The sequence below is a fragment of the Afifella sp. YEN Y35 genome, from assembly GCF_047553465.1.
Taxonomy (GTDB): domain Bacteria; phylum Pseudomonadota; class Alphaproteobacteria; order Rhizobiales; family Afifellaceae; genus Afifella; species Afifella aestuarii.
Genome location: NZ_CP180203.1, coordinates 1,881,405 through 1,893,497, shown reverse-complemented (window position 1 = coordinate 1,893,497; position 12,093 = coordinate 1,881,405). Strand labels below are relative to the sequence as shown.

12 protein-coding genes are annotated in these 12,093 nt (G+C 64.6%); 3 read left to right on the top strand and 9 right to left on the bottom strand.

All coding sequences use genetic code 11. The features are described 5' to 3' along the window. Positions 1 to 51: 51 nt before the first annotated feature. The gene (ilvD, locus tag ACK8CP_RS08920; protein WP_414834048.1) at positions 52 to 1,887 is read left to right on the top strand and encodes a dihydroxy-acid dehydratase; all 1,836 of its coding nucleotides are present in this window, start codon (positions 52 to 54) and stop codon (positions 1,885 to 1,887) included. Positions 1,888 to 1,962: 75 nt separating this feature from the next. On the opposite strand, the gene ACK8CP_RS08915 is transcribed toward ilvD, so the two are convergent. From ACK8CP_RS08915 to ACK8CP_RS08900, 4 genes are read right to left on the bottom strand one after another with little or no spacing between them, the layout of a single operon-like run. Then, a complete protein-coding gene (locus ACK8CP_RS08915) occupies positions 1,963 to 2,832 on the bottom strand; it encodes a metal ABC transporter permease (RefSeq protein WP_414834047.1) in 870 nt (289 codons plus the stop codon). Beyond that, the gene (locus ACK8CP_RS08910) at positions 2,829 to 3,737 is read right to left on the bottom strand and encodes a metal ABC transporter permease (protein ID WP_414834046.1); all 909 of its coding nucleotides are present in this window, start codon (positions 3,735 to 3,737) and stop codon (positions 2,829 to 2,831) included. Before ACK8CP_RS08910 ends, ACK8CP_RS08915 begins: the two co-directional genes overlap by 4 nt. Further along, positions 3,734 to 4,639, bottom strand: coding sequence for a manganese/iron ABC transporter ATP-binding protein (locus ACK8CP_RS08905; RefSeq protein ID WP_414834224.1), 906 nt, complete (start codon positions 4,637 to 4,639; stop codon positions 3,734 to 3,736). The genes ACK8CP_RS08910 and ACK8CP_RS08905 overlap by 4 nt, the downstream gene beginning before the upstream one ends. After that, on the bottom strand, positions 4,639 to 5,553 hold the full coding sequence (locus tag ACK8CP_RS08900) for a metal ABC transporter substrate-binding protein (protein ID WP_414834045.1): 915 nt from the start codon (positions 5,551 to 5,553) through the stop codon (positions 4,639 to 4,641). Before ACK8CP_RS08900 ends, ACK8CP_RS08905 begins: the two co-directional genes overlap by 1 nt. Before the next feature lie 225 nt (positions 5,554 to 5,778). Between ACK8CP_RS08900 and ACK8CP_RS08895 the strand changes: the two genes are divergently transcribed. Next, on the top strand, positions 5,779 to 6,213 hold the full coding sequence (locus tag ACK8CP_RS08895) for a Fur family transcriptional regulator (protein ID WP_234630785.1): 435 nt from the start codon (positions 5,779 to 5,781) through the stop codon (positions 6,211 to 6,213). A gap of 3 nt (positions 6,214 to 6,216) precedes the next feature. Here the strand turns inward: ACK8CP_RS08895 and ACK8CP_RS08890 are convergent, their stop codons facing one another. The 5 genes from ACK8CP_RS08890 to ACK8CP_RS08870 all read right to left on the bottom strand — a co-directional run bounded on the left by ACK8CP_RS08890 (position 6,217) and on the right by ACK8CP_RS08870 (position 10,999). After that, the gene (locus ACK8CP_RS08890; RefSeq protein ID WP_414834044.1) at positions 6,217 to 7,704 is read right to left on the bottom strand and encodes an HAL/PAL/TAL family ammonia-lyase; all 1,488 of its coding nucleotides are present in this window, start codon (positions 7,702 to 7,704) and stop codon (positions 6,217 to 6,219) included. A 17-nt stretch (positions 7,705 to 7,721) separates the two neighbouring features. Beyond that, on the bottom strand, positions 7,722 to 8,501 hold the full coding sequence (locus ACK8CP_RS08885) for an ABC transporter ATP-binding protein (protein ID WP_414834043.1): 780 nt from the start codon (positions 8,499 to 8,501) through the stop codon (positions 7,722 to 7,724). Then, positions 8,494 to 9,234 (bottom strand): ABC transporter permease, encoded by a 741-nt coding sequence (locus tag ACK8CP_RS08880; RefSeq protein WP_414834042.1) that lies wholly within the window; start codon positions 9,232 to 9,234, stop codon positions 8,494 to 8,496. Before ACK8CP_RS08880 ends, ACK8CP_RS08885 begins: the two co-directional genes overlap by 8 nt. A gap of 4 nt (positions 9,235 to 9,238) precedes the next feature. Continuing rightward, entirely contained in the window at positions 9,239 to 9,961 is a 723-nt protein-coding gene (locus ACK8CP_RS08875) for an ABC transporter permease (RefSeq protein WP_414834041.1), read from the bottom strand. Between the two features lie 195 nt (positions 9,962 to 10,156). Next, on the bottom strand, positions 10,157 to 10,999 hold the full coding sequence (locus ACK8CP_RS08870; RefSeq protein WP_234630790.1) for a transporter substrate-binding domain-containing protein: 843 nt from the start codon (positions 10,997 to 10,999) through the stop codon (positions 10,157 to 10,159). A 285-nt stretch (positions 11,000 to 11,284) separates the two neighbouring features. On the opposite strand from ACK8CP_RS08870, the gene hutC reads away from it, so the two are divergent. Next, positions 11,285 to 12,028: a histidine utilization repressor gene (gene hutC / locus ACK8CP_RS08865; protein WP_234630791.1), complete on the top strand. Its 744-nt coding sequence runs from the start codon at positions 11,285 to 11,287 to the stop codon at positions 12,026 to 12,028. The last annotated feature ends 65 nt before the right edge of the window (positions 12,029 to 12,093 follow it).

Genomic DNA, 12,093 nt, shown 5'->3' with positions numbered 1-12,093 from the left:
ATTGTTGTCGTGCCACCGGCCTCACAAGGCCAGAAGGAATACCAAATACCAATGCCCTCTTATCGCTCACGCACAACCACCCATGGACGAAACATGGCCGGCGCGCGCGGCCTCTGGCGCGCCACCGGCATGAAGGACAACGACTTCGGCAAGCCGATTATTGCCGTCGTGAATTCCTTCACGCAGTTCGTACCGGGCCATGTGCACCTCAAAGATCTCGGCCAGCTCGTGGCCCGCGAGATCGAGGCGGCGGGGGGCGTTGCCAAGGAATTCAACACCATTGCCGTCGATGACGGCATCGCCATGGGCCATGACGGCATGCTCTATTCGCTGCCGTCGCGCGAGCTTATCGCCGATGCCGTGGAATATATGGTCAATGCGCATTGCGCCGATGCGATGGTGTGCATCTCCAATTGCGACAAGATCACCCCCGGCATGCTGATGGCGTCGATGCGCCTCAACGTTCCGACCGTCTTCGTCTCCGGCGGCCCGATGGAAGCCGGCAAGGTGGTGCTCGACGGCAAGTCGCAATCGCTCGATCTGATCGACGCGATGGTGGCGGCGGCCGACGACCGCGTCAGCGAAGAGGATGTGCAGGTCATCGAGCGCTCCGCTTGCCCGACCTGCGGGTCGTGCTCGGGTATGTTCACGGCCAACTCCATGAACTGCCTGACGGAAGCCCTGGGCCTGTCCCTGCCGGGCAACGGCACGACGCTTGCGACGCATGCCGATCGCCGCCGGCTCTTCGTCGAGGCGGGGCATCTGATCGTCGACCTCGCGCAGCGCTGCTACGAGCAGGACGACGAGAGCGTCCTGCCGCGCAGCATCGCCACCAAGGCGTCGTTCGAGAACGCCATGGCGCTCGACATCGCCATGGGCGGTTCCACCAACACGGTCCTGCACATCCTGGCGGCCGCCCAGGAAGGCGAGGTCGACTTCACCATGGACGACATCGACCGCCTGTCGCGGCATGTCCCGGTCCTGTGCAAGGTGGCGCCCGCCAAGAACGACGTGCATGTCGAAGACGTCCACCGCGCTGGCGGCATCATGGCGATCCTCAGCGAGCTTGATCGGGCCGGGCTGATCAACCGCGACGTGGCGACTGTTCATGCGGAGACGCTCGGCGATGCGATCGAACGCTGGGACGTGCGGCGTGCTGCTTCGGAAACCGTCACGGAATTCTACCGTGCCGCGCCGGGCGGTGTGCCGAGCCAGGAAGCCTTCAGTCAGGACAATCGCTGGAAGGAGCTCGACCTCGATCGCGAGGCGGGCGTCATTCGCGATTCCGAGCATCCGTTCTCAAAGGATGGCGGCCTTGCCGTTCTGAAGGGCAACATCGCGCTCAACGGCTGCATCGTGAAGACGGCGGGTGTCGACGAATCGATCCTGAAATTCTCAGGCCCGGCGCGGGTCTTCGAAAGCCAGGACGAGAGCGTGCATGCGATCCTGTCGAACAAGGTTGCCGCCGGCGATGTCGTGGTGATCCGCTACGAGGGACCGCGCGGCGGACCCGGCATGCAGGAGATGCTCTATCCGACGAGCTATCTGAAGTCGAAAGGCCTCGGCAAAGCCTGCGCGCTGGTCACCGACGGGCGTTTCTCCGGCGGTACGTCGGGCCTGTCGATCGGCCATGCCTCGCCGGAAGCGGCGGAAGGCGGCGCGATCGGCCTCGTGCGCGACGGTGATACGATCGAGATCGACATTCCGAACCGCACCATCAATCTGATCGTGGACGATGCGGAGCTCGCAAGCCGGCGCGCCGAGCAGGACAAGGCGGGCTGGAAGCCGGCAAAGCCGCGCAAGCGCCAGGTGACGACGGCGCTCAAGGCCTATGCAGCGTTGACGACGAGCGCCGACAAGGGCGCCGTGCGCCGCATTCCTGAATGAGCTAACATTTTCGGGCGGCCCTTGCGCTTCGCTACGGGGCGCTGGCGCCGCCCGAATTCGTTCGGGTCCTGCCGATCAGGCGGGATTGTGCGGCTCGGTGCGGGTGCTGGCGCTCGCGCTGTGCAATCGCGACGACAACGTCGTCGCTAGAAAAACCACGACGAAACAGGCGGCGAGCAGGAGCACGATCGTCGGCGCCGGGGCGCTGTCGATGAAGAAGCTCGCATAGACGCCAAGGAACGCGGAGACGACCGACAGCGACACAGCCACCAGCATCATCGGCCCGAAACGGCGCGTGACGAGGAAGGCGATGGCGCCCGGCGCGATCAAAAGCGCGATCGTCAGAATGATGCCTGTTGCCTTGAGCGCGCCGACGATCGTCAAGGAGAGGATGGCGAGAAGCCCGTAATGCATGAACTGCACGGGGAGCCCGATGGCACGCGCATGCTGCGGATCGAAGGCGTGCAGGAGAAGGTCGCGCCATTTGGCGGCGATGATGGCGACGGTGAGAAGCGCGATCGCCGCGCTCTGCCACAGATCGAAGGGCAGTACGCCCAAAATGTTGCCGAACAGAATATGGTCGAGATGCGCCTCGCTCTGGATCTTGGTGTAGAGGACGAGGCCGAAGCCGAACATGCCGGAAAACACGATGCCCATGATCGTGTCCTGCTTGATGCGGGAATTCTGGCTGAGATAGCCGGTGACGATGGCGCAGGTCATGCCGGCGGCGAAGGCGCCGACGACGAGCGGCAGGCCGGCGAGATAGGCAAGCACGACCCCCGGAAAAATGGCATGCGAGATGGCGTCGCCCATCAGCGACCAGCCCTTGAGCACCAGAAAACACGACAACAGCGCCGAGGGGACCGCGACGAGAACCGCAATCAGCATCGCCTCGCGCATGAAGGGCAGGGCGAAGGGCAGGACGGCGAGATCGAGCGCGTTCATGCCGGGTCTCCCGGCTGCAGTTCCGCCAGAGCATGCGGCTCATGCGTCTCGGCATCTTCCCGGAGCGCCTCGCGAGCCCGGCGCTTTGCCGCGAGAAGCCCGTGCTTCGGCGCGACGACGAAGGCGATGAGGAAGATCAGCGTCTGCAGAACGATGATGATGCCGCCGGTGGCGCCGTTCAGAAAATAGCTCGCATAGGCGCCGACGAAGCTCGTCGTCGCCCCGATCGCGACGCTGAGAGCGATGAGGCGGGGGAAGCGGTCGGTCAGAAGATAGGCCGTGGCGCCCGGCGTCACCACCATGGCGATGACCAGGAACGCGCCGACCGTCTGCAGCGCGGCGACGGTGGAAGCGCTCAGCAGCGTGAAGAAGACGAGCCGCATCAGTCCCGGATTGATGCCGATCGAGCGGGCATGGTTCTCGTCGAAGAACACCACCATCAGATCCTTCCATTTGGCGAGAAGGATGGTGAGCGAGACGGCGGCGATGATGACGAGTTGCATCGTGTCGGCGGGAGTGATCGCCAGAATGTTGCCGAGCACGATCGTCTGGATGTCGACGGAAGCCGGCGACAGCGACACCATGAAGAGGCCGAGCCCGAAGAAGGACGTGAAGATGAGGCCGATGATGGCGTCTTCGCGCAGCTTGGTGCGGTGATTGAGGAAGAGCATGGCGCCGGCCGCGAGCCCGCCGGAGAGAAAGGCGCCGAAGGAGAAGGGCAGGCCCAGCATATAGGCGCCGGCGACGCCCGGAACGATGGAATGGGAGAGCGCGTCGCCGATGAGCGACCAGCCCTTCAACATGAGATAGGCGGAGAGGAAGGCGCAGGTGGCGCCGACGAGCGCACTCACCCACATGGCATTGACCATGTACTGATAGGCGAAGGGTTCCAGAAGCTGGCTCATGGCCGCTCCGCATCCTTCGTCGGCGGCGAGGCCTCGTCGCGCTCGCCATAGACGAGGAAGGGTTTCTCGTCGTCGGAGATCATCCCGATCGGTCGACCCCGATCGGTCGCGGCGAGATCGAAATGGCGCAAGACGCCGCCGAAGGTGCGTTCCAGATTGGTGCGCGTGAAGATCTCGCTCGTCGGCCCGGAGGCGAGCACTGTGCCTTTGACGAGGACGGCCCGATCGCAGAATTCCGGCACCGAACCGAGATCATGGGTGGAGACGAGCATCACCCGTCCCTCCGCGCGCAGGTCGCGCAGGAGCGTGATGATGGCGTCCTCCGTCTTGACGTCGACGCCCGTAAACGGCTCGTCGAGGAGGATGACGCGCCCGTCCTGGGCGAGCGCGCGGGCGAGGAAGACCCGCTTCTTCTGGCCGCCGGAGAGTTCGCCGATCTGGCGCTTGCGGAAATCGCTCATGCCGACGCGCGCAAGCGCGGACGCAACCGCGTCGTGATCGGCGCGCTTCGGCCGGCGCAGAAAATTCATGCGTCCGTAGCGGCCCATCATGACGACGTCTTCGACGAGAACGGGAAAATTCCAGTCCACCTCTTCGCTCTGCGGCACATAGGCGACGAGGTTCTTTTTCAGTGCCGCCTCGACGCTGCCGCCAAGCACGGAAATCGAGCCGCCGGCGACCGGCACGAAGCCCATGATCGCCTTGAAGAGGGTGGATTTTCCGCTGCCATTGACGCCGACGAGGGCGGTGATCGTCCCGGTCGGGATCTCGAAGCTCGCATCGCGCAACGCCGTGTGGCCGTTGCGATAGGTGACTGTGGCATGGCGGACAGCGATGCCCGAAGGACCGTCCGGCGCCGGCGCGGGCTCTGGGCGCGGATTGAGCGGGTCGGACGACATCATCATGGCACGAGGCACTTTGCGATCGTGTCGGAGGTGACGCGCAGAAGGTCGAGATAGGTCGGCACCGGCCCGTTCTCGTCGCTCAAGGAATCGACGTAGAGTACGCCGCCATAGGTGGCACCGGTCTCGCGCGCGACCTGCTCGGCCGGCTTGGCGGAGACGGTGCTTTCGCTGAAGATGCAGGCGATGTCGTGCTCATTGATGGCGTCGATGACGGCGCGCACCTGCTGCGGCGTGCCCTGCTGGTCGGCGTTGATCGGCCAGAGATAGAGTTCTTTGAGGCCGAAATCGCGAGCGAGATAGCTGAACGCACCCTCGCTGGTGACGAGCCACCGTTTGTCCTCCGGGATTTTTTCAAGCTCCGCCTGGATGGGCGCGATCACCGCCTGGATCTTCTCTTTGTAGGCCGCGGCATTCGCTTCGTAGGTCGCGGCATTGTCCGGATCTGCGGCGATGAAGGCGTCGCGGATATTGTCGACATAGACGAGGGCGCTCGTCGGCGACATCCAGGCATGCGGGTTTGGCTTGCCGTTATAGGGCCCCTGCGAAATGCTCATCGGCTCCACGCCATCGGAGACGACGACGTTGGTCACATCGCCTAGATTGGCGAGGAAGCGTTCAAACCAGAGTTCCAGATTGAGCCCGTTGCGCAGAACGAGGTCGGCATCGCGCCCGCGCAGAAGATCGCGCGGTGTCGGCTGATAATTGTGGATCTCCGCGCCGGGCTTGGTGATCGATTGAACCTCCGCTGCATCGCCAGCGACGTTCTGCGCCATGTCGGCGATGATCGTGAAGGTGGTGACGGCCTTCAGCTCTGCCGCTGCGGGGACTGCAGGAAGCGCCCCGGCCAGGAAGATGGCGAGGGCGCCTGGCACGGCAAGCAATCGAAATCCCTTCACGAGGGCGTCCTCCATCAATAGGCGCTCTGGCCGCCGAAGCGGCTCTGCCGCCGGATAGCTCTTGTCCCATGGCCGCTCTGATTTGTAAATGAAATTGCAAATCATTTGCAAATATATGTGCTTTGGGTGAAGGTTCGGTCCTGCGCCGCGACGGGCGCGACCGGATCCAGATTGCCGGCGCACGACTTTGCCGGCCGCCTCGGCCTTTGCAGCCGCCCTGTCAGGCGCTAGAGGGGGACAATGGGTGAAGCCAAGAACCGCCGCGATTACGAGAAAGAGCTGCGCGATGCGGGAATCCGGATCACGCGCGCACGCAAGACGATCCTGAAGATCCTGGAAGAGGGCGAAAAGCACCCGGACGCGTTGGAAATCTTCCGGCGCGCCTCAGAGATTGACGCGAGTGTCTCGCTGTCCACCGTCTACCGGACGATGAAGATCCTGGAAGATCGCGGTGCCATTCAGCGTCATGTCTTCGAGGGCGGGCCGTCGCGGTTCGAGCCGGCTGGCGGCACCCATCACGACCACCTGATCGATACGGATACGGGCGAGGTGGTGGAGTTCCGATCCGATAAGATCGAGGCTCTGCAGGAAGAGATCGCCCGCTCGCTCGGCTACGAGATCGTCTCGCACCGGCTGGAGCTTTATGTGCGCAAGATCGGCCGGCGCCGCGGCTGAGGCTTAGCGCGTAGCGGGTTGTTCCGACGAGAGAAACTGGAATGCCGTCTCCATATCCTGCGAGAGCGGCCGGTCGTCGGCATAGAAGGCAATCAAGCCACGCAGTTGGGCGAAAAGCCGATCGGTCGCGGGCGCACGTGCCTCGGTCTGAAAGGCGTAGGCCTGGCCGGCGGCGAGCCATTCGATCGCCAGGAGGCGGGTGGCGTTCTCCACGATCGCAAGCGCTTTCAGTGCGGCCGGCGTCGGATGCGAAAGGTGATCTTCCTGCAACGCCGAAGTGATGCCGCCGTCGAGACTTGCCGGCGCGGCGAGGCGGCGGTTTTCGTTGACGAGCGAGACGGCCGCATATTGCGCGATCATGAAGCCGGAGGCTGCGCCGCCTTCGGCCGCGAGAAAGGCCGGAAGGCCGCTCACCATCGGATTGAGAAGCCGGTCGAGGCGCCGCTCCGACATCGCCGCCACTTCGGCGATGGCCGTTGCCAGGCTGTCGAGGGCAAGCGCAAGTCCCGCGCCGACGGCATGGGCCTGCGAATGCACCTCCGGTGCCTCGGGGGTGCCGGTGACGAGTGGATTGTCGGTGACGGAGGCGAGCTCGCGGTCGACCACGGCGGCTGCGTCCGTAAGCAAATCGCAGGCAGCCCCATGCACATGCGGCACGGCGCGCAGCGACAAGGCATCCTGCGTGCGTTTGCCGATGGCGGCGGCAACGATGCCGCTTCCCTCAAGGTACGCCCGCAGTCGGGCTCCGACCTCTTGCAGGCCGTCGGGGCGGCGCAGCGCCAGCGCCTCGGGGGCGAAAGCGGCCGGGTTGGTGCCAAGGTTTTCCATCGTCATGGCGGCGATCGCATCCGCCCAGAAGAGAAGGCGGTTCGCACGCGCGAGCGCGAGACAGGCAAGACCCGTGGCGCAGGGCGTGCCGTTGACGAGCGACAGCCCTTCCTTGGCGTGAAGTTGGAGCGGTTCAAGGCCCGCCTCGGCCAGTGCCTCGGCCGCGGAGAGGATGCGGTCGCCGTCCCGCACCGAGCCGGTTCCGACGAGCACGAGCGCGATATGCGCCATATGGCTCAAATAGCCGACGGAGCCGCGCGCCGGCACGAGGGGTGTGAGCCCGGCATTCAAGAGGGCGACAAGAGCTTGCGGGATCTCGCGGCGGACGCCGGAATGGCCGTGTGCGTAATTGTTGATCGCCGCAGCCATGATGGCGCGCGTCTCGACGACCGGCAGCGGTGCGCCGATGCCGGTCGCGTGACTCATCAGGATGTTGTGCGAGAGCTGCTGTTGCAGCGGCCGCTCCACCACGACATCGCAGAGCGCCCCGACGCCCGTGTTGACGCCATAGGCGCGGATGCCGCGCTCGACGATCGCTTGCACGATGGCGGCGGCATCATCGATGCGCGAGAGCGCGGCTTGTGTGAGATCGAGAGGCGCCCCCTCTGCGACCTCGGCAACCTCCTGCCAGGTGAGGGAGCGATCGAGCGACACGCGGGGCATTCTGGCTCTCCGGGGCTTCAACCTCTGAAGCCGGTGATGAACTGATTGAAGCGTTCCGAGGAGGATTCGGTGAAGATCTCTTCCGGCGGTCCTTCGGCCTCGACCTGACCCTGATGCAGGAAGATCACCTTGTCGGACACATTGCGCGCGAACGACATTTCGTGGGTGACGACGAGCATGGTGCGGCCCTCGTCGGCGAGGCTGCGCATCACCTTCAGGACTTCGCCCACGAGCTCAGGGTCGAGCGCCGAGGTCGGTTCGTCGAAGAGCAAAGCCTTCGGTCGCATGGCGAGTGCACGGGCGATCGCGGCGCGCTGCTGCTGGCCGCCGGAAAGATGCGCGGGATAGTAATCGCGGCGTTCCGCGAGGCCGACTTTTTCAAGCAGCGCTTCCGCCTCCGCGATCGCCTCCGCTTTCGGCCGCTTCTGCACATGCACCGGACCCTCGATCAGGTTCTGCAAAACCGTCATGTGGGACCAGAGATTGAAGCTCTGAAACACCATGGCGAGCTCGGCGCGAATTCGGTCGACCTGGCGCCGATCCTTCGGCATCAGCCGGCCCTGGCGGTCGCGACGCATGTTGATCGTCTCGCCGGCGACCGTGATCTCACCTTCATCCGGTGTTTCGAGAAGGTTGATGCATCTGAGAAAAGTGCTCTTGCCCGACCCCGAGGCGCCGAGGATCGAAATGACGTCGCCGTCCTGCGCCTCGAGCGAAATCCCTTTCAAAACTTCGATGCTCGCAAAGGATTTGTGGATGTTCTTGACCGAGATGGCCGGGACCGAGGCTTCAGTCATGGGAGGTCTCCAGCGATGTCACCGTGCGGCCCTCGCCGGAGATGCGTGGCCGTTCGCGGAGATGCGGCGACAGCCGGTGCTCCAAAAGCCCGATCAGCCGGACGATGACGAAATTGATGACGAGATAGATGAGCGTCGCGACCAGGAAGACTTCCATGGTGCGATAGGTCTGCGAAATGAGGCGCTGTGCCGTGCCGGTGACTTCCCAGACGGTGACGAGCGAGGCGAGTGCCGTCGACTTCACCATCAGGATGATTTCCGTCGAATAGGCGGGGAGCATGGCGCGCAAGGTGATCGGGGCGATGATCCGGCGCACGAGGAGGAAACCCGACATGCCGACCGAGCGCGCCGCCTCGATCTCGCGCGGCGGCACCGCCTGCAGCCCGCCCCGGATGATTTCCGCCTGATAGCCGGCCGTGCAGAAGGCAAGCGCCAGAACCGCGCACCAATAGGGCTCGCGCAGCACCGGCCAGGCAAAACTGTCGCGAATGACCGCGAACTGACCGAGCCCGTAATAGATGAGGAACATCTGGATGAGCAGCGGCGAGCCGCGGAAGATGAAGACATAGACGCGGGAGAAAGCCGACAGGATCGGACCGCCCACCGTGCGCATGACGACGAGGACGATTGCAAGCAAGGCGCCGAGGACGACGGAGGCGCCGAAGAGCGCCAAAGTCGTCGGCACCGCCTTGACCAGCGTCACGAAGGTGGAGGCGAGGAACTCGAGATCCATCGGCTCAGCTCCGCCCGAGGCCGTGCGAGAAGCTGACGGCGACGCGTCGCTCGGCGGCTGCGAAGAGCTGGCCGGAGATCGTGGTGAGCACCAGATAGAGGATGCCGCCGACGATGAAGAAGAGGAAATACTGGCGCGTGGAGCCCGCGGCGAGCTGCGAGGTGCGCATCAGTTCGGCGAGGCCGGTGACGGAAATCAGCGCCGAATCCTTGAGACTCAGCTGCCAGACATTGCCGAGGCCCGGCAGCGAGAAGCGCAGGATCTGCGGGATGATGATCCGGCGAAAGCGCAGCGCCCGGCCCATGCCGATGGATCGTGCGGCCTCGATCTCGCCCTTGGCGATGGCGTGAAAGGCTCCGCGATAGACCTCCGCCTGATAGGCGCCGGAGATCATGCCGACGGCGAGCGCGCCGGCAAGGAACGAGGGCAGGCCGAGGAAGCCCTCATATTGGAAGAGACGGCCGATGGCGCTGACCGCCTGCGAGCCGCCGAAATAGACGAGATAGATGACGAGGAGTTCCGGCGCGCCGCGAAGGATCGTCGTGTAGGCGTCGCCGATGACGCGCGCGGGCCGTGATGAGGAGAGCTTGGCGGCCGCCACGCCCGCCCCGAAGACGGCGCCGATGACGAGCGAGGCGGCCGTCACCGACAACGTCATCAAAGTCGCCCATAAAAGCAGGCCGCCGCGGCCGTTGGGTCCGAATCCGATCAGGTCGATCCAGGACATCGCGTCTCTCTTGTTGCTGCTGCGGCGGTGCGCATCGCCGGTCGGCGCGAGGCGCCGCCGGGTGGGATGGCGGGCGGGCGAGCTTGTGGCCGTCCGCCTGCCGCGAACCGCATGCCGGCCAGGGAGGGCGTGCCCGGGCGAGGAGGCCTTTGCGGCATCCTCACCTGCGGGCGCGCCGGGCCGGCGCCGATTGGATTAAGGCGTGACGTCGACCTTCAGCCACTTTTCGCTGAGCGTCTTGACCGTGCCGTCGGCGACAGCCGCCTTGATGGCATCGTCGAACTTCGCCTTGAGATCGGTGTCGGACTTGCGCAGGCCGAGGCCTTCGCCTTCGCCCCAGATCTGGCCGCCGATCTCCGGACCGGTGAACGCGAGATTGTTGTTCTCGGAAGCTTCGAAGGTGCCGAGCAGATAGGTGGCGTCTTCAAAGCCGGCATCGATGCGACCGACCGACAGGTCGAGGTCGCGCTCGGCCGCGGTCTTGTATTCCTTGATCGTCGCCACGTCGCCGAAATTCTCATAGACGAAATTGGCATAGACGGTGGAGCTCTGAATGCCGATCGTCTTGCCCTTCATCGCCTCGCGCAAGGGGGCGATCGCGTCGGCCTGGTCGTGCACGTCTTCGAGCTTGATGACCGTGCCGGTCCCAGGAAGGTCGGCGAGTTCGCTGTCCTTCGGAGCTGCGAAGACGGCGGGCGTCGCCGCATAGGGAACGGTGAAGTCGATCACCTTCTGACGCTCCGGCGTGATCGACAAAGCGTCCATGATGACGTCGAACTTGCCGGCATTGAGGGCGGTGATCATGCCGTCCCAATCCTGCGAGATCATCGTGCATTCAAGGTCTGCATGCTCGCACAGCACCTTGAGGAGGTCGGGCTCGAAGCCGACGATCTGGCCGCTCGCATCGGTGAGGTTCCACGGCGCATAGCCGCCCTCGAGCGCCACGGTGACCTTCTTCCAGTCCTTCGCCGAAGCGGCGGCAGGCGCCAGAATGACCGCTGCAAGTGCACCGGCCAGCGCAATTGTCTTGAAACTCATCCCGTTCTCCTCTGTGCGGAGCGTAGCCGCCCCTCCCTTTGCTGACGCACACCCTGGAGAGCTGCATGGGCGGCGGCGCGACGCCGCGAAGATGGGGTCTTCGCGGGCCAGGCGAGGGACGGAAAAGGCTGCGAAATCGCCCTATTCGTCCTTGCCGCGCTTTTCGTTTGCCATCGCGGCCAGCAGCGCTCTAGCTTGTACATACAAGTGACTGTATCCAAAATCGCAACGCTCGCAAGCCGAAATCCGACATCAAATTGTGCACACGCGAAAAGGGCCTAAGAAATGGGCATCGAGGCCGGCAAGACCGGTGCTGGCGCTGAGACGCCCCGTTATGCCGCGGTAAAGCGCATGATTGTCGAGCGGATCGCCGCGGGCGACTGGCCGCCGCGTCACCGCGTACCGTCGGAAAACGAGCTCTCCGCCAAGCTTGGCCTGAGCCGCATGACCGTGAACCGGGCGTTGCGCGAACTCGCGGGCGAGGGGGTGCTGACGCGGGTGAAAGGGCTCGGCACCTTCGTCTCGGAGGGCAAGGGACAGACCTCCGTCTTCGCCGTGCGCAACATCGCCGACGAGATTGCCGAACGCGGCCACAGCTATGCCGCCCAGGTCGTTCTGCTCGAGACGCTGGAGGCGAGCCGGGAGATTGCCGAGGATCTCGCAGTCGAGCCTGGCATCTCGGTGTTCCACAGCCTGGTCGTCCATCGCGAGGATGGAATCCCGGTCCAGCTCGAAGACCGGCTGGTCAATCCGAGGCTGGCGCCGGACTATCTCATGCAGGATTTCACCGCCCGCACGCCCAACGACTATCTGAACGCTGTCATTGCGTGGACGGAGGCGGAGCATACCGTCGAGGCCGTCCTGCCGGCGGCGTGGGAGGCGCGACTTCTGGCGATCGGGCGTGCCGATCCGTGCCTGTCGATCCGCCGACGCACATTTGCGGGGGAGAAGGTCGTCACCGCAGTCAGGCTCGTGGTTCCGGGCGGCCGCTACAAGATCAAAAGCCGGCATCAGGCCAATGCTGTTTGAGTTTTCCTTCCGTCTGAGGCATGGCCTCGCCCTCTATCCGGGGCAGGGCGGTGCCGTCTGGCGCC

Coding starts and splice junctions, on each gene's coding strand:
- ACK8CP_RS08900 (WP_414834045.1), bottom strand. CDS start 5,553: ATGGAGGACGCCCTCGTGAAGGGATTTCGATTGCTTGCCGTGCCAGGC.
- ilvD (WP_414834048.1), top strand. CDS start 52: ATGCCCTCTTATCGCTCACGCACAACCACCCATGGACGAAACATGGCC.
- hutC (WP_234630791.1), top strand. CDS start 11,285: ATGGGCATCGAGGCCGGCAAGACCGGTGCTGGCGCTGAGACGCCCCGT.
- ACK8CP_RS08880 (WP_414834042.1), bottom strand. CDS start 9,234: ATGGATCTCGAGTTCCTCGCCTCCACCTTCGTGACGCTGGTCAAGGCG.
- ACK8CP_RS08890 (WP_414834044.1), bottom strand. CDS start 7,704: ATGCCCCGCGTGTCGCTCGATCGCTCCCTCACCTGGCAGGAGGTTGCC.
- ACK8CP_RS08910 (WP_414834046.1), bottom strand. CDS start 3,737: ATGAGCCAGCTTCTGGAACCCTTCGCCTATCAGTACATGGTCAATGCC.
- ACK8CP_RS08875 (WP_414834041.1), bottom strand. CDS start 9,961: ATGTCCTGGATCGACCTGATCGGATTCGGACCCAACGGCCGCGGCGGC.
- ACK8CP_RS08870 (WP_234630790.1), bottom strand. CDS start 10,999: ATGAGTTTCAAGACAATTGCGCTGGCCGGTGCACTTGCAGCGGTCATT.
- ACK8CP_RS08915 (WP_414834047.1), bottom strand. CDS start 2,832: ATGAACGCGCTCGATCTCGCCGTCCTGCCCTTCGCCCTGCCCTTCATG.
- ACK8CP_RS08905 (WP_414834224.1), bottom strand. CDS start 4,639: ATGATGTCGTCCGACCCGCTCAATCCGCGCCCAGAGCCCGCGCCGGCG.
- ACK8CP_RS08895 (WP_234630785.1), top strand. CDS start 5,779: ATGGGTGAAGCCAAGAACCGCCGCGATTACGAGAAAGAGCTGCGCGAT.
- ACK8CP_RS08885 (WP_414834043.1), bottom strand. CDS start 8,501: ATGACTGAAGCCTCGGTCCCGGCCATCTCGGTCAAGAACATCCACAAA.